The 25978-nt window shown below is 72.1% G+C and carries 19 protein-coding genes and 1 tRNA gene; 6 read left to right on the top strand and 14 right to left on the bottom strand.

The genetic code is table 11. From position 1 onward, the window contains the following. Positions 1–16 precede the first annotated feature (16 nt). The 3 genes from ACFQRI_RS10795 to ACFQRI_RS10785 form a co-directional block, all read right to left on the bottom strand. Positions 17–1648: a peptide ABC transporter substrate-binding protein gene (locus ACFQRI_RS10795; RefSeq protein WP_380667219.1), complete on the bottom strand. Its 1632-nt coding sequence runs from the start codon at positions 1646–1648 to the stop codon at positions 17–19. 215 nt (positions 1649–1863) lie between these two features. Next, positions 1864–2817, bottom strand: coding sequence for a Ppx/GppA phosphatase family protein (locus ACFQRI_RS10790; protein ID WP_380667217.1), 954 nt, complete (start codon positions 2815–2817; stop codon positions 1864–1866). 108 nt (positions 2818–2925) lie between these two features. After that, positions 2926–4314: a lytic transglycosylase domain-containing protein gene (locus tag ACFQRI_RS10785; protein ID WP_380667215.1), complete on the bottom strand. Its 1389-nt coding sequence runs from the start codon at positions 4312–4314 to the stop codon at positions 2926–2928. Positions 4315–4495: 181 nt separating this feature from the next. Here ACFQRI_RS10785 and ACFQRI_RS10780 point away from each other — a divergent pair, with 181 nt between their 5' ends. Next, positions 4496–6109 (top strand): acyl-CoA dehydrogenase family protein, encoded by a 1614-nt coding sequence (locus tag ACFQRI_RS10780; protein ID WP_380667213.1) that lies wholly within the window; start codon positions 4496–4498, stop codon positions 6107–6109. A gap of 72 nt (positions 6110–6181) precedes the next feature. Here the strand turns inward: ACFQRI_RS10780 and ACFQRI_RS10775 are convergent, their stop codons facing one another. Genes ACFQRI_RS10775 through eno form a run of 3 tightly spaced genes read right to left on the bottom strand, consistent with a single transcriptional unit; the run spans position 6182 to position 8508 of the window. Beyond that, the gene (locus ACFQRI_RS10775; RefSeq protein ID WP_380667211.1) at positions 6182–6685 is read right to left on the bottom strand and encodes a DUF501 domain-containing protein; all 504 of its coding nucleotides are present in this window, start codon (positions 6683–6685) and stop codon (positions 6182–6184) included. A 2-nt stretch (positions 6686–6687) separates the two neighbouring features. Continuing rightward, positions 6688–7218, bottom strand: a complete 531-nt coding sequence (locus tag ACFQRI_RS10770; RefSeq protein WP_380667209.1) for an FtsB family cell division protein — start codon at positions 7216–7218, stop codon at positions 6688–6690. Positions 7219–7221: 3 nt separating this feature from the next. Further along, positions 7222–8508 (bottom strand): phosphopyruvate hydratase, encoded by a 1287-nt coding sequence (eno, locus tag ACFQRI_RS10765; RefSeq protein WP_380667207.1) that lies wholly within the window; start codon positions 8506–8508, stop codon positions 7222–7224. A gap of 284 nt (positions 8509–8792) precedes the next feature. Here eno and ACFQRI_RS10760 point away from each other — a divergent pair, with 284 nt between their 5' ends. Beyond that, entirely contained in the window at positions 8793–9173 is a 381-nt protein-coding gene (locus ACFQRI_RS10760) for a tetratricopeptide repeat protein (RefSeq protein ID WP_380667205.1), read from the top strand. Between the two features lie 119 nt (positions 9174–9292). Here ACFQRI_RS10760 and ACFQRI_RS10755 read toward each other — a convergent pair whose 3' ends face one another. The 8 genes from ACFQRI_RS10755 to ACFQRI_RS10720 all read right to left on the bottom strand — a co-directional run bounded on the left by ACFQRI_RS10755 (position 9293) and on the right by ACFQRI_RS10720 (position 20623). Then, positions 9293–10105 (bottom strand): lytic transglycosylase domain-containing protein, encoded by an 813-nt coding sequence (locus tag ACFQRI_RS10755; RefSeq protein ID WP_417750617.1) that lies wholly within the window; start codon positions 10103–10105, stop codon positions 9293–9295. A gap of 38 nt (positions 10106–10143) precedes the next feature. Continuing rightward, positions 10144–10911, bottom strand: a complete 768-nt coding sequence (locus ACFQRI_RS10750; protein WP_380667203.1) for a lytic murein transglycosylase — start codon at positions 10909–10911, stop codon at positions 10144–10146. After that, entirely contained in the window at positions 10904–11884 is a 981-nt protein-coding gene (locus tag ACFQRI_RS10745; RefSeq protein WP_380667201.1) for a nucleoside triphosphate pyrophosphohydrolase, read from the bottom strand. The genes ACFQRI_RS10750 and ACFQRI_RS10745 overlap by 8 nt, the downstream gene beginning before the upstream one ends. Before the next feature lie 73 nt (positions 11885–11957). Next, the gene (locus tag ACFQRI_RS10740) at positions 11958–12884 is read right to left on the bottom strand and encodes a SurA N-terminal domain-containing protein (RefSeq protein ID WP_380667199.1); all 927 of its coding nucleotides are present in this window, start codon (positions 12882–12884) and stop codon (positions 11958–11960) included. Between the two features lie 121 nt (positions 12885–13005). Then, positions 13006–14673: a BCCT family transporter gene (locus ACFQRI_RS10735; RefSeq protein ID WP_380667197.1), complete on the bottom strand. Its 1668-nt coding sequence runs from the start codon at positions 14671–14673 to the stop codon at positions 13006–13008. Between the two features lie 190 nt (positions 14674–14863). Next, the gene (gene mfd / locus ACFQRI_RS10730) at positions 14864–18448 is read right to left on the bottom strand and encodes a transcription-repair coupling factor (RefSeq protein WP_380667195.1); all 3585 of its coding nucleotides are present in this window, start codon (positions 18446–18448) and stop codon (positions 14864–14866) included. A gap of 287 nt (positions 18449–18735) precedes the next feature. Then, positions 18736–19329, bottom strand: a complete 594-nt coding sequence (locus ACFQRI_RS10725) for a TetR family transcriptional regulator (protein WP_380667193.1) — start codon at positions 19327–19329, stop codon at positions 18736–18738. Positions 19330–19642: 313 nt separating this feature from the next. Next, a complete protein-coding gene (locus ACFQRI_RS10720) occupies positions 19643–20623 on the bottom strand; it encodes an acyl-CoA desaturase (protein ID WP_380667191.1) in 981 nt (326 codons plus the stop codon). Positions 20624–21069: 446 nt separating this feature from the next. Here ACFQRI_RS10720 and ACFQRI_RS10715 point away from each other — a divergent pair. The 4 genes from ACFQRI_RS10715 (at position 21070) to ACFQRI_RS10700 (ending at position 25757) form a co-directional block, all read left to right on the top strand. Next, positions 21070–21140: transfer RNA gene (locus ACFQRI_RS10715), tRNA-Gln, on the top strand. 111 nt (positions 21141–21251) lie between these two features. Next, a complete protein-coding gene (locus ACFQRI_RS10710; RefSeq protein WP_380667189.1) occupies positions 21252–22970 on the top strand; it encodes a GGDEF domain-containing protein in 1719 nt (572 codons plus the stop codon). A 277-nt stretch (positions 22971–23247) separates the two neighbouring features. Next, positions 23248–24774: a bifunctional UDP-N-acetylglucosamine diphosphorylase/glucosamine-1-phosphate N-acetyltransferase GlmU gene (gene glmU / locus ACFQRI_RS10705; RefSeq protein ID WP_380667187.1), complete on the top strand. Its 1527-nt coding sequence runs from the start codon at positions 23248–23250 to the stop codon at positions 24772–24774. 11 nt (positions 24775–24785) lie between these two features. Continuing rightward, positions 24786–25757 (top strand): ribose-phosphate diphosphokinase, encoded by a 972-nt coding sequence (locus ACFQRI_RS10700; protein WP_380667185.1) that lies wholly within the window; start codon positions 24786–24788, stop codon positions 25755–25757. Positions 25758–25978: the final 221 nt, after the last annotated feature.

The raw sequence follows: 25978 nt of genomic DNA, 5'->3' as shown, positions 1-25978 counted from the left end.
ACCCGGACTCACGACATCAGGACTTGAGCTTGACGGTCTCCAGGTTGAGCTGGCGGTCGAACGTCACCGTGGCCCCATCCAGCCGGTCGGACCAGCCGACGGCGGCCTTCTGGTTCCACAGCGGGATGGACGGCATGTCCTTGGCCAGGATCTTCTCGGCCTCGAAGTAGAACTTGTTGCCCTCCTGCACGGACGGCGCGCGATCGGCCTTGTCCATGGCGGCGTCGAACTCCGGGCTGCTGTAGCGCATGTAGTTCGACGAAGCGCCGGTGCGGTAGATCTTGCCCAGGAAGGTCTCGGCCGCCGGGTAGTCACCGAGCCAGCCGAAGCGGAACGGGCCGTCGTGGGCGTTCTCGTCGTGCATCTTCAGGAATTCCGAGAAGGTCGGAACCGGGTTGAAGTTGCAGGCGACGCCGAGGTTGTTCGTGATCTGGCCGCAGATGGCCGAGATCCACTCCTTGTGACCGCCGTCCGCGTTCGAGGTGATCGTGATCGGCCCCTTGAAGCCGGACTCGGACAGCAGCTGCTTGGCCTTCTCCGGGTTGAACTCGCACCACTCGCCGCAGGCGCCGGCCTCGTAGCCCGGGACCGCGTCCGCGGGCACCCAGCCGGTCGCCGGGTCGTAGGTCCCGTTGAAGACCCGGTCGGTGATCTGCTTGCGGTCGATCGCCAGCGAGATGGCGTGCCGCACCTTCGGGTCCTGGTACTTCGCTTCGTAGAGCGGCAGCTGCAGGGCGTTGTTGCTCAGGATCGGCTTGACCGCACCGCGGTTGTTGAGGTCGGTCTTCCACTTCTCGTCGACCAGCGCGGACGGCGGCATCTGGTCGATGAAGTCGAGGTTGCCCGAAACCAGGTCCTGGTAGGCGGTCTCGAGCTCGTTGTAGACGCGGAACTCGACGCCCTTGATCTGGGGCTTGTTCTTGCCCGCGTACTTGTCGTAGCTGGACAGCTTGATCAGCTGGTTCGGCTGCCGCTCGTCGAACTTGAACGGGCCGTTGCCGATCGGGCGCTCCTCGAACGCCGCCTTGTCCTTGAAGAACGCCTCGGGCATCGGCGAGAACGCGGTGTAGCCCAGCATCGTCGGGAAGGTGGCGAACGGCGCCTTGAGGGTGACCTCGATCGTGCGGTCGTCGGGCGCCTTGAGCCCGGCCATCGTCTCGGCCGTGGGCTTCGGGGCCTGCTGCGGGCCGTTCTCGCCGTCGGGGTCGGCAGGGCTGACCTCGTCGTAGCCCTGGATGTGCTCGAAGAAGGACGCGGTCGACTGGCCGTTGGGCGCGTAGGCCGCGTAGTTCCACGCACGCACGAAGCTCTGCGAGGTGACCGGGGTTCCGTCGTGGAACGTCCAGCCGTCCTTGAGCTTGATCGTGTAGTGCTGGTTGTCGGTCGTCTCGATCGACTCCGCGACCTCGTTGTACGGCTCACTGGTGTTCTCGTCGTAGCCGACCAGACCGGTGAACATCGCGTCGAGGACGTTGCCGCCGCCGGTCTCGGTGGTGTTCGCCGGAACGAGCGGGTTCTCCGGCTCGGTGGAGTTGACCGTGATGAAGCCGTCCTCGGACGCGCCGCCACCACCGCCGCCGCAGGCGGTGGCGAACACGCCCACCGCGAGCGGGGCCGCGATCCAGGCGGCCAAGCGTCGTTTCCGCATTTTTGCCCTCCCGTTTTCACACGCATGCCCCCGACTGGGAATGCCAGTCCGGAGGCATAACGCACGACGGTGGTTCATTCACCGTCTCGTCAGACGTGCGTAAACATAAGTGAGAACCGCCCCTCGGCAATGCACTGTCACAAAAGCGTCACCTTCTGATTCGATCAAGGAGGGGCGTTCTTTGCAAACGGAACGGGCCGCCCGGACTGTGGGAACTAGCTGATAGACAGCGCAATACCGTCAAGGATGTCGTGCTCACTGACCGTCATCGAGGTCACCTTCGCCCGTTCGGCGAATTCATCCGCCAGAACCTTGACAACCTGAGCGCCCCCGCCGATCACGTCCACTCGCCCCGGGTGCATCGAACCGATCGCGGCGCGCTCGTCGTGCGACATCGCCAAGAGGCGATCGGCAATTTGTTCGACTCTATTCTGGGAAATCTGGGAAAGGTGAATGGCGTGGGGATCGTATTCCGGCAAATCCTGGGCGATCGCCGACAGCGTGGTGACCGTCCCGGCGACGCCCACCCACGTCCGCACCCCGGAGCAGTCCACCCGGGAGAAGGCCTCGTCCAGGACCTGCCGGGCCACCTTCTCCGCTTCGGCGATCTGCTCGGCGGTCGGCGGGTCGTCGCGCAGGCAGCGCTCGGTCAGCCGCACGCATCCGACGTCGGCCGAGTGCGCGGCGGTGATGTCGGCCTGCGCGCCGTCCCAGGTGCCGACCACGACCTCGGTCGAGCCGCCGCCGACGTCGGTGACCGCGAAGGGGCCGTCCTCCGGGTCCAGGTCGCCGACCGCACCGGTGAACGACAGCCGCGCCTCCTCGTCCCCGGTGATGATCTCGGCCTCCACGCCGAGGGTCTCGCGGACCATGCCGAAGAAGTCCTCGCGGTTCTCCGCGTCCCGGGTGGCCGAGGTGGCCACCATGCGCACCCGCTCCACCCCGCGGCGCCGGGCGATCATCGCGTAGTCGACCAGCGCCGCCCTGGTGCGCTCCAGCGCCTCCGGCGCGAGCCGGCCCGCGGCGTCCACGCCCTGGCCGAGCCGGACGATCCGCATCTCGCGGTGCACGTCGCGCAAGTCCTTCCTGCCGTCGTCGTGCACCGTCACATCCGCGACCAGCAGGCGGATCGAGTTCGTCCCGCAGTCGATCGCCGCAACGCGTGACATCCGCGCCCTCCTCGTTCGAGCCAACCGAGCACCGGTCCGGCACCCCGCGGGACCAACGCTAGCGGGCGCTGCCGGACGAGCTCAGCAGGCGCAGCCGAGCCGGGCCGATCACCGCCGCGGCGGGACCGCGCAGCGGCCGTCGTCGGTGAACACCGGCAGCCCCGGGCGCGCCTCGGCCGGATCGGTCGTGCCCGGGGACAGCTCCGCGCCCGGTTCCGGTGGGAGCAGGGCGAACTCGCCGGCTTCCAGCGGGGCGACCTCGCACTCCTCCGGCGGCTCGGGCGGAGCGCCGGGCACGGCGGGTTCGGGCGGTGCCGGCGCGGACGGCCGGGGGTCCGAGGTCCGCGGCGGTTCCGGTGGCCGCGCCGGACGCGGCTCGACCGGCGCGGGCGTCGTGGGCTCGGCGGGGTCGTGCGTGGCGGGCGGTTCCTGGGGAACCGCGGGCGACGCCGGTGCGGGCTCTGGTGCTGGAGCGGGTGTCTGCGCGGGCGCGGGCGCGGGTGCGGACCCGGGCGCGGGTGCGGGCGCGGGTGCGGGCTCCGGTGCCAGCGGGCGCGGCTCCACCGGGGGCAGCGGTTCGGGAGCCCGTGGCGGCGGGTCGGCCGGCAGCGCGAAGGGCTGCGGGTCGGGGATCCGCAGCGGCGGCGGCTCGGGCATCGGCGCCGCCTCCGGCAGCCGGGCGCCGGCCAGCACGTCGTCGACCTCCGGGGCGAGCTCGGCCTGCGTCGGGGTCGCGCCGCGCGCGTAGGCCTCGGCCCACACCAGCACCGTCCGCACGTAGCTCGCCGAGCGGTTGTAGGAGAACACCGCCCCGGCCAGGTTCTCCCGATCGTCCAGCCCGCTGCGGCCCGCGCACAGGTAGCGGGCCGCGGCCGCGGTGGAGTCGTGCACGTTGTGCGGATCGCGCCGCCCGTCGTCGTTGCCGTCGGCCGCGTGCTTGCGCCAGGTCGACGGGATGAACTGCATCGGCCCCACAGCCCGGTCCCACACCGGGTCCCCGTCCAGCCCCCCGGCGTCGGTGTCCGGGAGCGCCGCGACGTCCGGACCGCCGTCCAGCCGGGGCCCCAGGATCGCGCGGGTGGTGTTGCCGTCGACGTCGATCGCGCCGCCGCGCGCGTGCCCGGACTCGATGCGGCCGATGGAGGCCAGCACCGACCAGTGCACCCGGCAGCCGGGATCGTCCTCCGCGGTGCGGCGCGCGGCGCCGAGGTAGGAGGCCAGCACCGGTCCCGGGATGCCCAGGTCCCCGTCGGGGAGCTCCTGCGGCGGCGGGGCCGGCGGATCGCCGAGATCCTCGATCACCCGGGGGCTCAGCCGCGGTGCCTGCGGGAGCGCGCCGCTGGCCCCGAGCTCGCGCGGCTCGGGGGCCGCCGGAGCCACTTGCGGAGCGGGCACCGACGAGCCGCCCAGCAGCAGAGCCGGCAGCACCAGCACCGGTGCCACGGCGGCCACCGCGCCCCGGCTGCGGGACCGCCCGACCGCGGCCCGCCTCCGCATGTCGCGCTTCCTGCGGGTCTTCACTCACCACCCCCGCTCCAGCTGCACCGCACCGGAGTTCTGGATACCGCACGCGCGCGGCGCGTGCCGGGTGATCAGTCCCGTGCTCACCCGCCCGAAGGGGACCGGATTCGGGCGCAACCCCTCTACGCGAGCGCCTCGGTTGCCTAGGCTCCGGGACATGAAGCTCACCGACGAGCAGCACGCGTTCGCCACCCACCAGGTCACCAACCAGCCGCCGCCGCTGGTCGACTTCGATCCGCTGTCCTGCGACCCCGCGCTGGGCTCGGCGCTCACCCGCTACGCCGTCGGCGACCTCACCCCGCTCGCGCTGGAAGCCGGTTCGGCCGAGGCCCGCGAGCACGGCAGGCTCGCCAACGACAACCCGCCCGAGCTGCGCACGCACGACCGCTACGGAAACCGGGTCGACGAGGTCGACTTCCACCCGTCCTGGCACTGGCTGATGTCCCGCGCGATCTCGCACGGACTGCACGCGGCGCCGTGGACCCGCGGTCCGGGCGCGCACCTGCGCCGGGCCGCCGGGTTCTACCTGTGGTCGCAGGTCGAAGCCGGGCACGGCTGCCCGATCTCGATGACCTACGCCTCGGTGCCCGCGCTGCGCTGGTCGCCGGACCTCGCCGCCGAGTTCGAGCCGAAGCTGGCCGCCACCGGGTACGACTTCGGGCTGCGCGCGCCGCAGGACAAGCAGTCCCTGCTGGCCGGGATGTCGATGACCGAGAAGCAGGGCGGCTCGGACGTGCGGGCCAACTCCACCACCGCCGAGCGGCTGGCCGACGGCACCTACCGGCTCGTCGGGCACAAGTGGTTCACCTCGGCGCCGATGAACGACGTGTTCCTCACCCTCGCGCAGACCCGGAGCGGGCTGAGCTGCTTCCTCGTCCCGCGGGTGCTGCCCGACGGCAGCCGCAACGGGATCCGGCTGCAGCGGCTCAAGGACAAGCTGGGCAACAAGTCCAACGCCTCCTCCGAGATCGAGTACGCCGGAGCGATCGGGCACCTCGTCGGCGAGGAGGGGCGCGGGGTCCGCTGCATCATCGAGATGGTGTCGATGACCAGGCTGGACTGCGTGCTGGGCGCGGCGGCCAACATGCGCGGGGCGCTGTCCGAGGCCGCCCACCACGTGCAGCACCGCTCGGCGTTCGGCTCCCGGCTGGCCGACCTGCCGCTGATGCAGCAGGTGCTCGCCGACCTCGCGCTGGAGTCGGAGGCCGCGACCACGCTGGCGATGCGCCTGGCCGCCGCGGTCGAGCAGCGGGAGGACGACCTCCTGCGGCTGGCGCTGCCCGCCACCAAGTACTACGTGTGCAAGCGCGCGCCGGTCGTGGTGGCCGAGGCGCTGGAGTGCCTGGGCGGCAACGGCTACGTCGAGGAGTCCGGGATGCCCCGGCTCTACCGGGAAGCCCCGCTGATGTCGATCTGGGAGGGGTCGGGCAACGTCACCGCGCTGGACCTGCTGCGCGCGCTGCAGAAGCAACCCGGCACCCGCGACGCGCTCCTGGCCGAGCTGGACGCGGCGGCGGGCTGCGACCGGGCCTACGACGCGGCGCTCGCGCGGCTGCGCGCCGAGCTGGCCGCTCCGGCGCAGGAGCGGGCGCGGGGGCTGGCCGAGCTGCTGGTGCTGACCCTGCAGGCGTCGCTGCTGCTGCGGCACTCCCCGGCGCCGGTGGCGGAGGCCTTCATCGCCACCCGGCTGGACACCCCGGGGCGCACCTTCGGCTCGACCCCCGTCCCCGGGGCGAAGACCCTCCTGGACCGCAACGCCCCGGCTCTCTGACCCCTTTTCCATCAGAAGTCCCCGCGTCCTCGGTGAAGGACGCGGGGACTTCTGATGAGAAAAGGGGAGGGATCAGGTGGGGAAGGAGCCCAGGAGGTAGCGGTGCTCCGGCCAGCGCTCGGCGATCAGGGCGATCGCCTCGTCGCCGAAGGGGTTGACGCCCGGGCCCTTGGCCAGGGAGTGCGCGATGTGCACGTGCAGGCACTTCACCCGGTCCGGCATGCCGCCCGCGGTGACCTGGGTGCCCAGGGGTTCCAGCGCGTCGCGCTCGGCGAGGTAGGACTCGTGGGCGCGCTGGTACCGCGCGGCGAGCTCCGCGTCGGCCTCCAGTCGGTCGGCCATCTCCTTCATCAGGCCCTCGGCTTCGAAGGTCGACGCGTGCGCCGTGAGGTCCGGGGCGGTGAGGTAGTACAACGTCGGGAACGGGGTGCCGTCCTCCAGGCGCGGCCAGGTCTGCACGACCGTCGGTTCCCCCGCGTTGTCGCGAGCCGCGATCGCGCGCAGACCGCGGGGCGGGCGCCCCAGCTGCCGCCGGACGGCCTCCCGGTCGGCCTCGCCGACCTGCGCCGAATCCACCGTCAAGATCCCTTCCCCACCACTGAGTGCCACAACCTCGCGTACCACGGGACGCCGTCGTCGTCCGGTTCCTTCGGGGGTGGCGGTGCCGGCTTCTCCGGCACCTCCACGATGTAGGGCGTCTCGCCGGGCTTGACGTAGCCCAACCGCGCCCTGGCCTCCGCCTCGATCTGCTTGGGATCGGAGAGCTCCTCGCGGCGCTGCTCCAGCTCGCGGACCTGCGCCTCCAGCACCTTCTGCTGGTGCTGCTGAGCGGCCAGCTCGTCGCGCTGGCTGAGGTAGGTGCGCAGCGGCACCGCGACGCTGACCGCCATCACGCACACCAGCAGCGCCAGCACCGCCGCGCGCCGGGTGGACGAGAGCTTGAACGCGCCGCCGGTGCTCGACCGGGGCCTGGTGGGCCGCCGCGGCGGCGCCTTCTTCGCGGGCCCGGTGCGGCCGGGCGCATCCCGGCGGGCGCGCACCGACCGGCGCGGCGGCGGGGTGTCCCGCTCGCCGCGCCCACGCGGTTGCGATGCGCGCCCGGCCGGCATGGCTCAGCTCTCCGGGTTGAACCGCGGGAAGGCCAGCTCGCCGGCGTAGCGGGCCGCGTCGCCGAGGCCCTCCTCGATGCGCAGCAGCTGGTTGTACTTGGCCACGCGCTCGCTCCGGGCCGGGGCGCCGGTCTTGATCTGCCCGCAGCCGGTGGCCACCGCCAGGTCGGCGATGGTGGTGTCCTCGGTCTCGCCGGAGCGGTGGCTCATCATCGACTTGTAGCCGCTGGAGGTGGCCAGCTGCACCGCGTCCAAGGTCTCCGAGAGGGTGCCGATCTGGTTGACCTTGACGAGCAGCGCGTTGCCCGCGCCCTTGTGGATGCCGTCCTCCAGGCGCTCCGGGTTGGTGACGAACAGGTCGTCGCCGACCAGCTGCACCTTGCCGCCGATCTCCTGGGTCAGCTTGACCCAGCCGTCCCAGTCGTCCTCGCCCAGCGGGTCCTCGATCGACACCAGCGGGTAGGCCGAGACCAGCTCGCGGTAGTACTCCGCCATCTGGTCCGCGGTGCGCTTGGTGCCCTCGAAGGTGTAGGTACCGGCGTCGGCGAACTCGGTGGCCGCGACGTCCAGGGCCAGCGCGATGTCGCGGCCCGGCTTGTAGCCGGCCTTCTCGATCGCGGTGGTGATCAGGTCCAGGGCCTCGCGGTTGTTGGCCAGGTCCGGGGCGAAGCCGCCCTCGTCGCCCAGGCCGGTGGCCAGGCCCTTGCCCTTGAGCACCGACTTCAACGCGTGGTAGGTCTCCGCACCCCAGCGCAGCGCGTCGGTGAAGGTGTCCGCACCGATCGGCGCGATCATGAACTCCTGGATGTCCACCCCGGTGTCGGCGTGCGCGCCGCCGTTGAGGATGTTCATCATCGGCACCGGCAGCACGTGCGCGTTCGGCCCGCCGACGTAGCGGAACAGCTCCAGCTCCGAGGTCTCCGCGGCGGCCTTGGCCACCGCCAGGGACACGCCCAGCAGCGCGTTGGCGCCCAGCCGGGACTTGCCCGGGGTGCCGTCCAGGTCGACCAGCTTCTGGTCCACGACCCGCTGCTCGGTCGCGTCCAGGCCGGTCAGCTCGGGCCCGATCTCGTCGAGCACGGCCGACACGGCCTTCTCCACGCCCTTGCCGCCGTAGCGGGAGGCGTCGCCGTCGCGCAGTTCGACGGCTTCGTGCTCGCCGGTCGAGGCGCCCGAGGGGACCGCAGCACGCGCCAGCGTGCCGTCCTCCAGCGCCACTTCGACCTCGACGGTGGGGTTACCGCGCGAATCGAGGATCTCGCGGGCACCAACCTGCTCGATGATCGCCACGTGTGCTCCTAACCAGCCCGTGTTCCGTAGGACGCGCCCGGCCCGCGCGGCGTTCCGTAGCGCCGCGAACCAGCCGCCGATCCCGACAACCGACCACGAGCCTAACCGGGCCGCTCCGGGCCGCGCCGCAGACTCGCGATGCCGGTGATCTGTGCCGCTTGACCGATACCGGTGCCCGCGCGGGGGTGGACAGGACGGGCCCGGAGAGGGCACGGGGAGCTGCGCCAAGACCATCCGGTCGGACGTCTCGGAACAGCGTTCCGGGACGTAGCGTTGTCCGGACCATGACGACCGAAGGCACTGTCGAAGCGTTCCGCCGGGCGGAGCAGCTGGTCTCGCAGCGCCGTCCGCTGGAAGCTCTCCGCGTCCTGGAACCCGTCATCTCCGAAGTCGAAGACAAGCCGAGCGTGCAGCTCCTGCTGGGGCGCGCGTACTTCTTCTCCGCCCAGCTGCGGCGCGCCGAGGAGGCCTTCCGCCGCATCCTCGAGTTCGACCCGTCCGACCACTACGCCAGGCTCATCCTGGGCCGGACCCTGCAGCGCCAGGGCCGCTACAACGAAGCTCGCGCCCAGATCCGCCTGGCCACGACCATGCAGCCGCACGACCCCGCCTACCAAGAAGCCCTCAGCGAGATCAACGCCCACATCGCCACCAAGGGCGCCTGACCCACCACGACCCGAACCACCTCCCGATCCGGGCCCCGCACGGCCTCTCGATCCGGGTGCGGAGAAGCATTCTCTTCGGGTGGTGATGCCGAGGGCTCTGCGCGCCGGGTGGAGGCCGGTCACTGGCGGCGGTTGCCCGCCGCCGTGTAGGTCTCGGCCAGGCCGAAGACCTTCTGCGCGTACTCGACCGAGTTGTTGTAGGACATGACGCCCTGCCACCAGCCGGACCCGGTGGACAGGTCGCGCCCGCCCGCGCAGAGGTAGCGCGCGGCCGAGATCGCGGCGTCGTCGAGGTTCTGCGGATCGCCGATGCCGTCGCCGTTGCCGTCGGTCGCCCACTTCTCCCAGGTCGAGGGGATGAACTGCATCGGGCCGACCGCCCGGTCGTGCACCGGATCGCCGTCGAGCGCGCCGCCGTCGGTGTCGGTGATCTCCCGGACCTCCGGCCCGCCGTCCAGCTTGACCCCGATGATCGGCCGCGAGGAGCGCGCGTCCTCGCCCAGCGAGCGGTCGCCGTAGCGGCCGTGGTTGGACTCGATCCGCCCGATGCCGGCCAGCGTGGACCAGGAGATCCGGCAGTCGGGCGAGTGCTGGCGCATCGCCAGGTCGGCGTTGGCGTAGGAGACCAGGGCGCGGGCGGGCACGTCCACGGCCAGCGAGACCTCGTTGGCCCACTGCCGGATCAGGTCGACGCCCGGCGCGGGCTGCTGCGGCGGTCCGACCGGCGGAACCTCCACCGGCGGTGCGGCGACGCCCGGCCGCACCTGCGCGGGCTCGACCTCGGGGATCTCCGGCGGAGCGGCCACCTCGGCCTCGGGCGGCGCGCCGAGGACCGCGATCAGGCCGACTCCGCCGACCAGCGCCGCGAGCAGCGAGACGGCGACCACGAGCCGCCCGAGGGCCGCGAGCACCGTTGGCGAGATCCGAGTCACGCGGGACAGGCTACTTGTCGGTAGCGTCCCGTCACCAGCTATTCGCCGGCTGCTTCGGCCAACTCGCGGCTGTCGCGCCCGTAGCGGTCGGCGTGGTCCAGGACCTGCTGGCCGTAGCTGCGGCTGCGGTTGTACTCCCACAGGGCGGCCCAGAACCGGTCCGGGTCGCGCAGGTCGGCGCCCGAGTCGCAGAGGTAGCGCGCGGCGGTCAGCGCCGCGTCGTCGATGTCCTGCGGGTCGGCGGCCCCGTCGCCGTCGGCGTCGGCCTGGTAGCGGCGCCAGGTCGAGGGGATGAACTGCAGCGGTCCGACCGCGCGGTCCCAGCGTCGGTCGCCGTCGAGCTCCCCGCCGTCGGTGTCGTCGATGCGCTTGACCCCGTCGGAGCCGTCCAGCGGCATGCCGATGATCCGGGGCTCCGGGCGGCCGGTGTCGTCGAGCCGGGCGCCGCCGTGCCTGCCGTGGCTGGACTCCACGGCGCCGATCCCGGCCAGCACCGTCCAGGTCAGCCCGCAGCTCGCCGTGGTGGCGGCCATCTGCTCCTGGGCGTAGCCGTAGGCCTCCAGCGCGGCGTGCGGGATGTTCAGGCCGTCGGACAGCGCCCCGGCCCAGCCCGCCAGCTGCTCCTGCGGGCGCTCCCGCTCGGACAGGGGCGGGCCGCCGCTGAAGAGCTCCACCGCGGGCGGTGCCGCGCCCGGGTCCGGCGGCGCGACCGCGGGCGGGGCTTCGGGCGGGCTGGACACCGGTAACGAGCAGGAGGTCAGCAGCAGCGCGATCGCCGGCAACCAGACCCGGCCGGACCTAGGCATCGGCGAGCAGCTCCCGCCAGTCCTCGGCGGTGAGCTCGGCGGGATCGCGGCCGGTCTCGCGCGCTCGCCGCTCCGCCGCGCGCATCCGCTCGGCGAAGTCCAGCGCCGTGCTGCGGAGCTCGTCCTCCGGATCGACGCCGTCGAGCTTGGCGCGCGCCGCCAGGGCGAACAGCGCGGCACCGGTCGCCGCACCGCTGGGCATCGCGTCGACCGGGACGCCGGCGCGAGCGGCGCGCTGGGTGAGCTTGGCGGCCAGCGCCACCGCGGGCTGCCCGAGCGCGACACCGTCCACGGCCGACTCGCGCTGCTTCTCCCGCTGCTTGAGCTCCTCCCAGCGCACGTGCTGGGTCTCCGAGTCGAGCACGGTCTCGGAGTCGGCGAACACGTGCGGGTGCCGGGACACCAGCTTGCTGACCAGCTCGGCGGCGACCTCGTCGATGCCGAACGGATCCCCGGGGTCCTCGGCGGCCACGCGGGCGTGGAAGAGCACCTGCAGCAGCACGTCGCCGAGCTCCTCGCGCAACGCGGTGCGGTCGCGCTGCGCGATCGCGTCGAGCAGCTCGTAGGCCTCCTCGACCAGGTACTGCCGCAGCGAGTCGTGGTCCTGCTCGGCGTCCCACGGGCAGCCGCCCGGAGAGCGCAGCCGGTCCATCACGGTGACCGCGTCGAGCAGCTCGACCCCGGTCGGCGCGGGAGCACCGACGACCTGCGCCCCCGCGGAGCGCAGTGCCTCGGCCTCGGCGTCCAGGGAGCCGGCGACGAGCACGACCGGTTCGACGGCGGCCTTGTCGACCACGTCCACGGGCTGCTCCGGAACGCCCAGCGCCTGCCGCGCGGCCGGCGCGAGACCGGGCGAGGCGTACACCGCGGCCGCGCCCCGGACCAGCGGCAGCGCCGCCGCGGGCAGGACCTCCCCCAGCCGGTCGTCGACCAGGACGACCGCAGTTCCTTCCGCCACCCTGAACTCGCTCATGAGCCGATTGTCCCAGGCGCGGGATGGCCGGGCGGCCGGCGGCGGTTCGACCGGGAACCGCGTGCCCTCCCGGTCAGCTCTCGCTCGACGGGGCGGTGAGCCGGAACCCGGTGGTCTCGCCCTCGCTGGGCGCCGCGGTCAGGCCGATCGGGTCCCACGCGCCGTAGCGCGGGCTGAGCCGGACGCCCACCCGGTCCGCGGTGAGCCCGAGCAGCTGGCTGCCCAGGCCGTGGAGCGTGGCGTCGTCGGCGGCGCCCGCCCGCGGCGAGGGCTCGGCGACGCGCTCCTGGATCCGCACGATCAGCCACTGCCCCGCGTTGCGCTCGGGCTCGAAGGCCAGCACCGTGCCGGGTTCCGCGCCGAACAGCGGCGTCGCCGCGGCGAGCTTGGGGCTGTCCGCGGCGCGCAACCGCTGACCCGTTCCCGCCGGGGTGCCCGCCGCGGTGTCGCGCTCGATCAGCTCGGTCGCGGCCGCGCCTCCCCTGGCCATCTCCTCGGCCTTGCGCTGCGCGGAGGAGCGCGAGGTGGCCTGGGTGTAGTCGAAGGTCACCGACAGCCCGTCGAAGTAGCGGCGGCCGAGCTCGGTCACCAGCGCTTCGCCGCGCGCGAACTCGCGCACGTTCCCCGGGGTGAAGACCTCGCCCTCGGTCGCGCGCGGCCCGCCCCAGCGGTCGATCATGGCGTCGACTTGCCGCTCGTCGACGCTCAGGTGCTCGCGCTCGGCGACCTCGGCGATCAGCTCCTGGCGCACCAGCTGACCGGCCAGGGCCCGGCCGAGGTCGTCGAGCCCGTCGCGCTCCTCCAGCTGCGAGCGCAGCCGCGGTTCCTTGTCCAGCACCTCGGTGAACCAGGACTTGACCTGGGAGACGGGGATCTTGGTGTCGCCGACGATGGCGGCGGCGCCCACCTGGCTGGGACCGGTGCCGCAACCGACCAGCAACAACCCGGCCGCGGCGATCGATGCGAGCAGGCGCCCGTGGCGCGACAGCGTCGTCCTCACAGCGCGAACCCTCTCACGAAGTCACGCGCAGATGAAGACTCGACACCGTGCGGAGTCGCCTTCCCGCCAGCGGCCGCGCCGAAGCGGCGGCACCGCCGCGCAGGACGACTTCGCCCGCGCCCTACCGGTTGTCGTCCTGGTCCTCGCTGGGCCCGACCTCCAGCTGGAAGTCCTCGCCGTGCCGCTCGGTCCCGGCGATCACCGCCTGCTCCAGCACCTGCGCGCCCTTCTCGCCACGCTGCATCAGCGGATCGCTGCGCAGGTCCTTGAGCAGCGCGACGCACAGCAGCACCATCACGACCGCGAACGGCGCAGAGGCCAGGAAGGTCAGGTTCTGGATGCCGCTGAGCGCGTCCTCGCCGCCGAGCAGCAGCATGATCGCCGCGACCGCACCGGTGGCCGCACCCCAGAAGACCACGATCCAGCGCTTGGGCTCGATCGAGCCGCGCTGCGACAGCGTGCCCATCACCACCGAGGCCGCGTCCGCGCCGGAGACGAAGAAGATCGCCACCAGCACCATCACCAGCACCGTGGTGATCGTCGTCAGCGGCAGCGCGCCGAGCATGTCGAAGGTCTGCGCCTCCTCGCCACCGCTGGCGTAGACGTCGGTGCCGGTGTCCTGCAGCTTGATCGCGCTGCCGCCGAGGATGGCGAACCAGATCACGCTGACCACGCTGGGCACCAGGATCACCCCGGCGACGAACTGGCGGATGGTGCGGCCGCGGCTGATCCGCGCGATGAACATGCCCACGAAGGGCGTCCAGGAGATCCACCAGGCCCAGTAGAAGATCGTCCAGCTGGACAGCCAGTCGATCATCGGCCCGCCACCGGTGGCCCCGGAGCGCGAGGCCATCTCGCCGAAGTCGCTGATGTAGGCGCCCAGCGCGGTCGGCAGCAGGTCCAGCGCGAACACCGTCGGCCCGACCACGAACACGAACACCGCCAGCAGGGCGGCCAGCACCATGTTGATGTTGGACAGCCACTGGATGCCGCGCGCGATGCCGGAAACCGCCGAGACGACGAAGCAGATGGTGAGCACCACGATGATGCCCACCAGCAGCGAGTTCCCGATCGCGCCGATCCAGCCCGCCGACTGCATGCCGCTGCGGATCTGCAGCGTGCCCAGCCCCAGCGAGGCCGCCGAGCCGAACAGCGTCGCGAACAGCGCCAGGACGTCGATGACCTTGCCCAGCGGCCCGTCCGCGCTGCGCTTGCCGATCAGCGGCGTGAACACCGCGCTGATCAGCTGCTTGCGGCCGCGGCGGAAGCTGCAGTAGGCGATGGCCAGGCCCACCACCGCGTAGATCGCCCAGGGGTGCAGCGTCCAGTGGAACAGCGTGGTCGCCATCGCGACCCGGACGGCCTCGTCGGTCATCGGCTGGACCGTGCCCGGCGGCGGACCCACGAAGTGCGCCAGCGGCTCGGACACGCCGAAGAACATCAGGCCGATGCCCATGCCCGCGCTGAACATCATCGCGATCCAGGACACGGTGCGGAACTCCGGGTCCTCGTCGTCCTGCCCCAGCGGGATCGCGCCGTAGCGGCTGGCCGCCAGCCACAGCGCGAAGACCACGAAACCCGTTGCGGCCAGCACGAATCCCCAGCCGACGTTGGTGACCAGCCAGGACAACCCGCCGGAGGCCACCGCGTCCAGCGTGCCGGTGGACAGCACGCCCCAGCCGACGAAGACCACGGTGATCACCGCGGTCACCCCGAACACGACGCGATCGGTGCGCGCCTTGTGCCGCGCGGCGTGCGACTCCTGCGCGACCCCGTCCTTCTCCGCCATGACCCGCAGCTCCCTCGGTTAGGGGTCGAACCGGATCAACGGTCACGCCATCGCCGCACCTGAGCAACAACGCTCCCCCACCCGGGGGAACGTCGGACGCCCTCTTCCATCAAGAGTCCAACCCCTGGGACCACTTCACTTCGCGCGCAGGGGACTTCTGATGAGAAGGCGCCGCGTCCCCGCGCGGTCCCTAGGCCGACACCGGGGTCTTGGTCAGCGTTTCGAGGAACTCCGCGCACCAGGCCAGCAGCGCCTCGTCGCGGAGCTTCGGCGCGCCGATGCGGCCACCGGCCGCGCCCTCGGTGGGGTGCGGAACGGTCACGGTGCGCAGGGCCGGCTTGTAGACCGCCTTCGGGAACAGGCGCTTGAGGCGGACCTGCTTGGAGTCGGCCAGGTCCAACGGGGAGAACCGCAGGCTGGTGCCCTGCAGGGTCACCTCGCGCACGCCCTGCTCGCGGCACTGCTGGCGGAACCGGGCGACCTCGAGCAGCCGCTCCACCGGCTCCGGCAGCGGCCCGTAGCGGTCGGTGAGCTCGGCGCGGACGCCCTCCAGCGCCTCCTCGTCGACCGCCGCGGCGAGCTTGCGGTAGGCCTCCAGGCGCAGCCGCTCGCCGGGCACGTACTCGTGCGGGATGTGCGCGTCCACCGGCAGGTCCACCCGCACGTCGGTGAGCTCCTCCTCGCCCTCGGCGGGCTCGTCGCCCGCCGAGCGCCGGAAGGCCTCGACGGCCTCGCCGACCAGCCGCACGTAGAGGTCGAAGCCCACGCCGGCGATGTGCCCGGACTGCTCGGCGCCCAGGATGTTGCCCGCGCCGCGGATCTCCAGGTCCTTCATCGCCACCGCCATGCCCGCGCCCAGCTCGGAGTTCTGCGCGATGGTGGCCAGCCGGTCGTGCGCGGTGTCGGTCAGCGCCTTCTCCGGCGGGTACAGGAAGTAGGCGTAGCCGCGCTCGCGGGCGCGGCCGACGCGGCCGCGCAGCTGGTGCAGCTGGGCCAGGCCGAGCATGTCCGAGCGGTCCACGATCAGCGTGTTGGCGTTGGAGATGTCCAACCCGGTCTCCACGATCGTGGTGCACACCAGCACGTCGTGCTCGCGCTCCCAGAAGCCCTGGATGATCTTCTCCAGGCGGTCCTCGTTCATCTGCCCGTGCGCGGTGACGATCCGCGCCTCCGGGACGAGCTCGCGCAGCTGGCGCGCGGTCTTCTCGATGTCGTTGACCCGGTTGTGCACGAAGAAGACCTGGCCGTCGCGCAGCAGCTCGCGGCGGATCGCCGCGGCGACCTGCTTGCCGTCGTAGGCGCCGACGTAGGTCAGCACCGGGTGCCGCTCCTCGGGCGGCGTCAGGATCGTCGACATCTCGCGGATGCCGGCCATGCTCATCTCCAGCGTCCGCGGGATCGGCGTGGCCGACATGGTCAGCACGTCGACGTGCGTGCGCAGGGCCTTGATGTGCTCCTTGTGCTCGACGCCGAAGCGCTGCTCCTCGTCCACGATCACCAGGCCGAGGTCCTTGTAGCGGACCCCGGTCTGCAGCAGCCGGTGCGTGCCGATGACGATGTCGACCTCGCCGTCGGCCAGTCCCTTGACGGTCTGCTCGGCCTCCATCGGGTCGGTGAACCGGGACAGGCCCTTGACGGTCACCGGGAACGAGCGCATCCGGTCGGCGAAGGTGTTGAGGTGCTGCTGGGCCAGCAGCGTGGTCGGCACCAGCACGGTCACCTGCTTGCCGTCCTGCACCGCCTTGAACGCCGCGCGCACCGCGATCTCGGTCTTGCCGTAGCCGACGTCGCCGCAGATCACCCGGTCCATCGGCACCGAGCGCTGCATGTCGGTCTTGACCTCGTCGATGGCGGCGAGCTGGTCACCGGTCTCGGTGTAGGGGAAGGCGTCCTCCAGCTCCCGCTGCCAGGGGCTGTCGGCCCCGAAGCCGTGCCCGGGCGAGGACTGCCGCGCGGCGTAGAGCTGCACCAGCTCGGCGGCGATCTCCTTGACCGCCTTGCGCGCCTTGGCCTTGGTGTTCTTCCAGTCCGAGCCGCCCAGCTTGTTCAGCGCCGGGGTCTCGCCGCCGACGTAGCGGCTGACCTCGTCGAGCTGGTCGGTGGGCACGAACAGCCGGTCGCCGGGCTGGCCGCGCTTGCTGGAGGCGTACTCCAGCACCAGGTACTCGCGGGTCGCGCCGCCCACCGAGCGCTGCACCATCTCGACGTACTTGCCGATGCCGTGCTGCTCGTGCACCACGTGGTCACCGGCCTTGAGCGCCAGCGGATCGACCGCGTTGCGCCGCCGCGAGGGCATCTTGCGCATGTCCCTGGTGGAGGTGCCGCCGCGACCGCCGGTGAGGTCGGCCTCGGTGAGCACGACCAGGGAGATCTCCGGCGCGGCGAAGCCGTCCTCGAGCCCGCCGCGCACGACGGTCACCACGCCCGGCGCCGGCTCGCCGGTCAAGCCCTCCTCGGCGTGCGAGGCGGGCAGCTCGGAGTCGCGCAGCTGCTGCACCGCGCGCTGGGCGGTCCCGGAACCGGGCACCACCAGCACCGCGGCCCCGCCCGCCGCGGTGTGCGCGCGCAGGTCGGCGTAGGCGCGGTCGATCTCGCCGCGGTACGCCTCGACCTGCTTGAGGCTCAGCCGGACGACCTCGTCGTCCTCGCCCTCCTCGCTGGTCAGCTGGGTCAGCGACCACCAGGGGAGGCCGATCTCGCGGGTGCGCTCGGCGACCTCGCCGAGACCGCGGTAGGCCGCCGCGCCCAGGTCGATCGGGGCCTTGCCGCCGTCGCCGGCGACCATCCAGGAGGCCTCCAGGAACTCCTGGCCGGTGCGCACCAGGTCGGCGGCGCGGGCGTGCACCTTCTCCGGGTCGGCGAGCACCACGTGGGTGCCCTCCGGCAGCAGGTCGGACAGCAGCTGCATCTCGCCGTCGCACAGCGCCGGGATGAGCGCCTCCATGCCCTCCACCGGCGCGCCCCCGGCGATCTTGCCGAGCATCTCGGCGAGATCGCCGTCGGCCTGGTGCTGCTCGGCGAGCTTGGTGGCGCGCTCTGCCACCTGCTCGGTGATCAGCAGCTCGCGGCAGGCCGGGGCGAACAGGTCGGTGTCGTCGGCCTCCGGCAGCGAGCGCTGGTCGGCCACCGAGAACGGGCGGATCTCGGTGACCTCGTCGCCCCAGAACTCCAGGCGCAGCGGGTGCTCGGCGGTCGGCGGGAAGACGTCCAGGATGCCGCCGCGGACCGCGAACTCGCCGCGCTTCTCGACCATGTCGACGCGGTCGTAGGCCAGCCCGGCCAGGCGCTCGACCAGTTCGGTGAAGTCGTGCTCGTCGCCGACCTCCAACCGCACCGGGACCTGCTCGCCCAGGCCGGGCGCGATCGGCTGGATCAGGCTGCGCACCGTGGTGACCAGCACCCGGATCGGGCCGTGCTGGTGGTCCTCGGGGTGCGCGAGCCTGCGCAGCACCGCCAGCCTGCGGCCGACGGTGTCGGCGCGCGGCGAGAGCCGCTCGTGCGGCAGGGTCTCCCAGGACGGGAACACCTCCACGCCCTCGGCGCCGAGCAGGTCGGAGGTGGCCGCGGCGACCTCCTCGGCCTCGCGGCCGGTGGCGGTCACCAGCAGCACGGGGCGCTGCGCGCCGCCTGCCAGGGCGGCGGCCGCCAGCGGACGCGCGGCGGCCGGGCCCTCCAGCACCAGGCGCGGCCTGCCCGCGGACTCGACGACCCGGCGCAGGGCCGGATCGCGCAGCACGTTGTCGAGCAGTCCGCGCAGGGGACCTGCCTGGCTCATGGAGCAACCTCGCAGCGGAAGAGCGAATGCGGACGCACCCCTGCCCGGGACCACCGCGGCTGGGCGCCCCGTGCGCAGCAGCCGGCCGCGCACGACGGGCACCGGGGTTCGGCCTTCCAGACTACGACTTCGCGATGCGCCGAACACGGCGGCCCGAGCAGGCGCGGGTGTGCGCTCGCGCACGTCGGGTCCGTCCCGGCGACGGGGCGCGTGCTCGGCCCTTTTTCATCGGAGGTCCAGGGCCGCGGCTCTGGACCTCCGATGAAAAAGGGACCGAGCTCCGCAGGTCACTTCGTGGCGAGCTTGGGCTTGTGCTCCAGGTGGGACAGCCCGTTCCAGGCCAGGTTGACCAGGTGGGCGGCCACGTCCTCCTTCTTCGGCTTGCGCGCCTCCAGCCACCACTGGCCGGTCAGCGCGACCATGCCCACCAGCGCCTGGCTGTAGAGCGGGGCGAGCTTCGAGTCGTACCCGCGGGCGCTGAACTGCATGCCGAGGATGTGCTCGACCTGCTTGGCGATGTCGTTGAGCAGGCTGGAGAAGGTGCCGCTGTTGCTGGCCACCGGGGAGTCCCGGACCAGCACGCGGAAGCCGTCGGTGTTGTTGTCCACGTAGTCCAGCAGCGCGCGAGCGGCCTGCTCGAGCAGGTCCCGGGGGTGCCCGGTGCCCAGCGCGGCGACCACCGCGTCCAGCAGGTTGCGCATCTCGCGGTCGACCACGACCGCGTAGACGCCCTCCTTGCCCCCGAAGTGCTCGTAGACGACCGGCTTGGACACGTCCGCGCGGTGCGCGATCTCCTCGATGGAGGTTCCGTCGAAGCCCTTCTCCGCGAACAGCGCGCGGGCCACGTCCAGCAGCTGCAGCCGTCGTTCGGTGCCGGTCATCCGCACTCGGGCGGTTCTGCCGGATGGCCGGGGCTCCCCCGCTTCTGGCGCGTTCTTCGCGCGTCGCCGTGCTCCCACTCGAACCACCCTAAGACGACCGGGCCCGCGCCAGGAGCGCGGACCCGGTGAACCATCGATTTCGTCTTGACAACGTCGACCCCGGCCGACGTCCGCGTCGCGGATCCGGCGGGGCCGACGCCCGGGCCGCCGCGCGCACGACGGCCCGCAGCGGCGAAGCCGCTAGCCCACCCGGGCAACCGGCACCGCCGCTCGGGTTCCGCCACCGGCCCGCCGAGCAGGCGGCGGTCGGAGATCAGCCCTTGTAATCGGTCACCGCGATCCGGGCGAGGCGCTTCTCGTTGGGCCAGCGCACCTTCCAGGCCCAGCCCAGCTTCTCGAAGGCCCAGATGACCCGGGCGGAGATGTCCAGCTGGCCGCGCAGGACGCCGTGGCGGGCGCAGGTCGGGTCGGCGTGGTGCGAGTTGTGCCAGGACTCGCCGAAGGACAGGATCGCCAGCGGCCAGAAGTTGGCCGCCTTGTCCCGGCTCTTGAACGGGCGCTCACCGATCATGTGGCAGATCGAGTTCACCGACCAGGTCACGTGGTGCAGCAGCGAGGCGCGGACCAGACCGGCCCAGAAGAACGCGGTCAGCGCGCCCCACCAGGACCAGCTGATCAGACCGCCGAGCACGCCCGGCAGCACCAGGCTCAGCGCGGTCCACAGCGGGAACAGGTCGTTGACCTTGACCAGCGCCTTGTCCTTGAGCAGGTCGGGGGCGAAGCGGTCCAGGTTGGTCAGGTCGCGCTCGAACAGCCAGCCCATGTGCGCGTGCCAGAAGCCCTTGGCCAGGGCCGCCGGCGAGCTGCCGAAGCGCCACGGCGAGTGCGGGTCGCCCTCGCGGTCGGAGTAGGCGTGGTGCCTGCGGTGGTCGGCCACCCAGAGGATCGCCGGCCCCTGCACGGCCATCATCCCGGAGATCGCCAGCGCGATCCGGACAGCTTTGTTGGCCTTGAAGGAGCCGTGCGTGAAGTAGCGGTGGAATCCGACCGTCACACCCAGCCCGGAGACCACGTAGAACGCGAGGGCCAGACCGATGTCCAGCCAGCCCAGTCCCCACCCCCAGGCGGCGGGCACCGCCAGCAGCAGCGCGGCGAAGGGGACCAGGACGAACACGTACACCGACAGCTGGCCCAGCAACGGGCGCTGTCCCGCGGTCAGCGGTTTCGGCCCGGTCTTCTCGGAGGATGTGCTGAGAGCTTCGGCCTCGGCCACCGGCTCGGTTGCTGCGGTCATGCTCAATACCTCGAATGGCGTTGAGGAGGTGGGAAAAACTGCGGTCCTCGACCAGCGATCACGGCCCCGCAACACCTCCACCCTACGGGACCGTAACCTACGCTAGCGTAAGTAGAACGATGCGGAATCGTCACCCCCCATCGGGGGAAAACCGGCGTGTCGCTCCTTTTCGGGCGTGTCCCACCGGGGCGAGGCTCACCTGATCGGCCGACAGGGGGTTGTGCAACCGGGCTCGTTCGCGTTCCGTCCCACCCGTGTGCCCGACGGAACCACGCCCTCCGCTTCCCCGGAACCGCCGATGCGGTGCTTGAGCCGCCCGCGCGGCCACCGAGATCCGAGATCTGTGACGATGTCGGGCGGGCGGGTCCGCGCGCTCGGCCCTAGCGGTAAGCTCTGGCCGCGGTGCCGGGCCGCGCTGACCGGGGCCGCGGGCGAGCGACGTCCGATCCGCCGTGGTGTAAAGGCAGCACCTCGGATTTTGGTTCCGATGGTCCAGGTTCGAATCCTGGCGGCGGAGCGAGCAGCCCTCTCCGGCCCGGAGCGGTACGCGGCGACGCGGCCCGACCCGGGCTGCCCGGGGGCCTAGGTGAACAGGGGGTGTGCGCCGCTGCGCGACGACGCTGCCGCCATGCGCGAAGAACCGGCGACCACGCTGAGCGAGGTGTCCGACGCGTGGTTGGTCGGACGCGCGCGCGAACTCAACGCAGCCGGACAGCACGGTGAGCCGGCCAGCCAGCGCACCACCGTCCGCGAGGCGGACAGCCTGCTCATGGAGGCGCAGCGGCGGGGCGAGCCGCGGATAGTCGCCCAGCTCCTGCGGCACTGCGCTTCGATGCGGCTGGCCTGCGCCGAGCTGGCCGACGAGGCCGATCCCCTGCTCGAGGAGCTGCTGCACCACACCAAGCGGCACGGGCTGGAGGTCCTCCAGGCCGATGCCCACGCGCTGCGCGGCAAGCGGGCGCTGCTGATCGGCAGCGAGGACAGCGCGCTCACCGAGGTCGCCCAGGGCCTGGCCATGCTCGACGACGAGCTCGCCCCGGACCGCGCCCTGGGCAGGCGCTCGTGGGAGCGGCTGCTGGCCACCTCGCTGATCGACCTGGGCCTGGTGCTGACCCAGCTGGGCGTCTACGAGATGGCCGACGAGGTGATGGCCCGCGCGCACCAGCGGATCCGGGAGAGCGGCGGCCCGCACGAGATCGCGGTGCACCTGATCAACCGCTGCCGGATGCAGCTGGCCTGGGGCCTGCGCCTGGAGCGGGTGGGGCTCGCCGAGGACGCCGCCAACCAGTTCTCCACCGCCGCGGCGATCGCCGTCGCCGTGGAGGCGCCGTGGCGGGAGTCGCTGTTCCCCCGGGTGTCCAACCGCAGCGCCACCGAGCAGATGCCGGTGCTCGGCGCCGCGCACGCGCTGGACGCACCGGGTTCCGAGCACATCCCCAGGCTGGAGCAGCTGCGGCACGTGGATCGCTCGATGCACCCGCGCGAGCAGATCCTGATCGCCATCGCGCTGTCCCGCTGCCTGGTGCGCGCGGACCACCGCGACGAGGCCACCCGGGTGCTCTCCGAGACGCTCAACAACCTGGCCCAGGACACCTCCGAGCAGACCCTGCGCATCTCGCTGGCCAGGGAGTTCGCCAACCTCGCCGAACCGCAGGGCCGGCCGAGGGACTCGCTGCGCACCTACGCGCTGGAGCTGGAGAAGGAGCTCTGGGCGATGCGCGAGACGCGGGTGTCCACGCTGGCCACCCGGCTGGAGAACTCGCGGCTGAACCACAAGCACGACGCGATCACCCGGCAGGCGCACGAGGACCCGCTGACCGGGCTGTCCAACCGCCGCGCGCTCGACGGTCGGCTGGAGACGCTGCTGCACTCGGCGGGCGATCAACCGCTGGCGGTGGCGCTGGTGGACCTGGACGGGTTCAAGGGCGTCAACGACCGCTGCTCGCACGCCGAGGGCGACGACGTGCTGCGCACCGTGGCCCGCACGCTGCGGGACACGCTGCGCACCGACGACTTCCTCGCCCGCTACGGCGGCGACGAGTTCGTGGTGCTGCTGCCCGGCGCGGGCCTGGACTCCGCGGAGGCGGCGCTGACCCGGGCGGTCTCGGCGGTCGACGCGCTGCCGGGTGAGCTATCCCGCGGTGTGACGTTGTCCATCGGCGTGGTGGCGCTGCGCCGCCAGGAGTCCGCGGCCCAGGCGCTGGCGCGGGCGGACGCGGCGATGTACCAGGCCAAGCGCAACGGCGGGAACCGAGTGTCCGCACTCTCCGGAGTTGCCGACACCGAAGAGCATCACCCGACCGAGATCGATCAAGCCGTGTGGATCCCGCCGGACGCCCGGTGGTGACCGTCTCGCGCACCGTGCCCGGAGGGGTTCACCGACGCGGGCAAACTTCGCATTCAGATCACATCACCCCAGCTGGTGGGCGGTTCGCGGCGTCGTGCGCCAGCCGTTCGGCGGTACCATCACGTGCGCCGGGGAAGGCGGCAGGGGCGCGCTCATCGGAGGGCATCATGCCGGTTACCCTTCACCCGCTTGGACGCAACGAGCACGTCGGCCAACGGCGGCCGACCCTCGGATCGGCACCGGCCGAGGAGCCTCTAGAGATCAAGGGAGAGCGCTGATGCTCCAGGGCGAGAACGCCCAGCCCTCCTCCCAACGCGCTGCGGCACACCCCGAACGGGTCAGCACGGTCGTGCTGGCCGCCGGGGAGGGCACCAGGATGCGATCGGCGACACCGAAGGTGCTGCACCCGCTGGCCGGCCGCCCGCTCGTCGAGCACGCGGTGCGCGCCGCCGCGGGCGTCGACCCCGAGCAGCTGGTCGTCGTGCTCGGGCACGGGCGCGAAGCCGTCGGCGAGCACCTGAGCTCGGTCGCCGCCGCGCTGGGCCGCGAGGTCGGCACCGCCGTGCAGGAGGAGCAGCTGGGCACCGGGCACGCCGTGTCCTGCGGGCTGTCCGCCCTGCCCGCCGAGCTGACCGGGACCGTGCTGGTCAGCTACGGCGACGTGCCGCTGCTGGACGCCGAGACGCTGCGCGGCCTGCTCGCCGAGCACACCGGCTCGGGCAACGCGGTGACCGTGCTGTCCGCGGTGGTCGACGACCCCACCGGCTACGGCCGGATGCTGCGCGGCGCAGCGGGCGAGGTCACCGGCATCGTCGAGCAGAAGGACGCCACCGCCGCGCAGGCCGAGATCACCGAGATCAACTCCGGGGTCTACGCCTTCGACGCGGCGGTGCTCACCGACGCGCTGCAGCGGCTGTCCACCGACAACGCGCAGGGCGAGCTCTACCTCACCGACGTCTTGTCCATCGCGCGCGGCGACGGCCGCCCGGTGGGCGCCCTGGTCTGCGCCGACCCGTGGCTGGTCGAGGGCGTCAACGACCGCGTGCAGCTCGCCCGGCTCGGCGCCGAGCTCAACCGCCGGCTGGTGCTGGGCTGGATGCGCGAGGGCGTCACGGTCACCGACCCCGCCTCGGTCTGGCTGGACTGCGATGTGACCCTGGCCCGCGACGTGGTGCTCGAACCCGGCGTGCAGCTGCGCGCGGGCACCTCCGTCGGCGAGGGCGCCGTGATCGGACCGGACAGCACCCTGACCTCCTGCGCGGTGCGCGCGGGCGCGAAGGTGGTCCGCACCCACGGGGAGGGCGCCGAGGTGGGCGAGGGCGCGAGCGCGGGCCCGTTCGCGTACCTGCGGCCGGGCACCTCGCTGGCCGCGAACGGCAAGATCGGCACCTTCGTGGAGACCAAGAACGCGACGATCGGCGAAGGCACCAAGGTCCCGCACCTGAGCTACGTGGGCGACGCGACGATCGGCGAGCAGTCGAACATCGGCGCGGCCACGGTCTTCGTCAACTACGACGGTGTGGCCAAGCACCACACGAAGATCGGATCACACTCCAGGACGGGCGCGGACAACATGTTCGTCGCCCCGGTGGAGATCGGCGACGGCGCCTACACCGCCGCCGGTTCGGTGATCACCCATGATGTCCCGCCGGGGGCGATGGCAGTCGCCCGCGGCAGGCAACGCAACATCGAGGGCTGGGTGGCCAAGCGCCGCCCGGGAACCGCCGCAGACCAGGCCGCCCAGCAGGCCGTGGCCGAGAAACCGACCGATGACGTGCAGACGTCGAACGGGGAGGGACGATGACCGTGAGTGCCATGTCTGCCACGCCGAAGAAGAGCCTCAAGCTCTTCTCCGGTAGCAGTCACCCGGAACTTGCCGAGGAGGTGGCCAAGCAGCTCGACGTGACGGTCACGCCCCAGGCCGCCTACCAGTTCGCCAACGGCGAGATCTTCGTGCGCTACGACGAGTCGGTTCGCGGCTGCGACGCGTTCGTCATCCAGTCGCACTGCGCGCCGCTGAACGACGCCATCATGGAGCAGCTGATCATGGTGGACGCGCTCAAGCGCGCCAGCGCCAAGCGCATCACCGTGGTCATCCCGTTCTACGGCTACGCGCGCCAGGACAAGAAGCACAAGGGCCGCGAGCCGATCTCGGCGAGGCTGATGGCGGACCTGTTCAAGACCGCGGGCGCCGACCGGATCATGGTCGTGGACCTGCACACCGACCAGATCCAGGGCTTCTTCGACGGTCCGGTGGACCACCTGATGGCGCAGAAGGTCCTGGCGAACTACATCGCCGAGAACTACTCCGACGAGCGCATCACCGTGGTCTCGCCGGACTCCGGCCGCGTCCGCGTCGCCGAGAAGTGGGCCGACGACCTCGGCGGCACGCCGCTGGCGTTCATCCACAAGACCCGCGACCCCAGCAAGCCCAACCAGGTGGTCGCCAACCGCGTCGTCGGTGACGTCGAGGGCCGGCTGTGCGTGCTGGTCGACGACATGATCGACACCGGCGGCACGATCACCAAGGCCACCGAGCAGCTGCTCGAGGCCGGCGCCAAGGACGTCATCATCGCCTCCACCCACGCCGTGCTCTCCGGCCCGGCCGTGGAGCGGCTGTCCAACTGCGGCGCCAAGGAGGTCGTGCTGACCAACACGCTGCCGATCCCGGAGGAGCGCCGCTTCCCGAACCTGACGGAGCTCTCCATCGCTCCGCTGGTCGCCGAAGCGATCCACCAGGTCTTCGAGGACGGCTCGGTGACCAGCCTCTTCGACGGCCGCGCGTAACGAGAAGACCATCTCCGCTCAACCTGCGAAGCGTGCGAGCAGCGGAACCCCAGCGGCTCTCCGGACTGCGGGTGCCACTCCTGATGCATGACCGATGCGCGGCGGAGTGGCCGCCCTCGCCGGAGAGCCGCTGAGAACCCGCGGCGGTGCACGTTGCGAGGGTGGGCCGACGGCTGACGCCGTTCAAGGACGAGAACGGCCCTGGTCCGGAGGACCAGGGC

This window comes from Saccharopolyspora griseoalba, from assembly GCF_042665275.1.
GTDB classification, from domain to species: Bacteria; Actinomycetota; Actinomycetes; order Mycobacteriales; family Pseudonocardiaceae; genus Saccharopolyspora; species Saccharopolyspora griseoalba.
Note: the sequence above shows the minus strand (reverse complement) of the source record. Positions and strands in the feature narration are given on the sequence as shown.

Coding starts and splice junctions, on each gene's coding strand:
- ACFQRI_RS10795 (WP_380667219.1), bottom strand. CDS start 1,648: ATGCGGAAACGACGCTTGGCCGCCTGGATCGCGGCCCCGCTCGCGGTG.
- ACFQRI_RS10790 (WP_380667217.1), bottom strand. CDS start 2,817: ATGTCACGCGTTGCGGCGATCGACTGCGGGACGAACTCGATCCGCCTG.
- ACFQRI_RS10785 (WP_380667215.1), bottom strand. CDS start 4,314: ATGCGGAGGCGGGCCGCGGTCGGGCGGTCCCGCAGCCGGGGCGCGGTG.
- ACFQRI_RS10780 (WP_380667213.1), top strand. CDS start 4,496: ATGAAGCTCACCGACGAGCAGCACGCGTTCGCCACCCACCAGGTCACC.
- ACFQRI_RS10770 (WP_380667209.1), bottom strand. CDS start 7,218: ATGCCGGCCGGGCGCGCATCGCAACCGCGTGGGCGCGGCGAGCGGGAC.
- ACFQRI_RS10760 (WP_380667205.1), top strand. CDS start 8,793: ATGACGACCGAAGGCACTGTCGAAGCGTTCCGCCGGGCGGAGCAGCTG.
- ACFQRI_RS10750 (WP_380667203.1), bottom strand. CDS start 10,911: ATGCCTAGGTCCGGCCGGGTCTGGTTGCCGGCGATCGCGCTGCTGCTG.
- ACFQRI_RS10745 (WP_380667201.1), bottom strand. CDS start 11,884: ATGAGCGAGTTCAGGGTGGCGGAAGGAACTGCGGTCGTCCTGGTCGAC.
- ACFQRI_RS10735 (WP_380667197.1), bottom strand. CDS start 14,673: ATGGCGGAGAAGGACGGGGTCGCGCAGGAGTCGCACGCCGCGCGGCAC.
- mfd (WP_380667195.1), bottom strand. CDS start 18,448: ATGAGCCAGGCAGGTCCCCTGCGCGGACTGCTCGACAACGTGCTGCGC.
- ACFQRI_RS10725 (WP_380667193.1), bottom strand. CDS start 19,329: ATGACCGGCACCGAACGACGGCTGCAGCTGCTGGACGTGGCCCGCGCG.
- ACFQRI_RS10720 (WP_380667191.1), bottom strand. CDS start 20,623: ATGACCGCAGCAACCGAGCCGGTGGCCGAGGCCGAAGCTCTCAGCACA.
- ACFQRI_RS10710 (WP_380667189.1), top strand. CDS start 21,252: ATGCGCGAAGAACCGGCGACCACGCTGAGCGAGGTGTCCGACGCGTGG.
- glmU (WP_380667187.1), top strand. CDS start 23,248: ATGCTCCAGGGCGAGAACGCCCAGCCCTCCTCCCAACGCGCTGCGGCA.
- ACFQRI_RS10700 (WP_380667185.1), top strand. CDS start 24,786: ATGTCTGCCACGCCGAAGAAGAGCCTCAAGCTCTTCTCCGGTAGCAGT.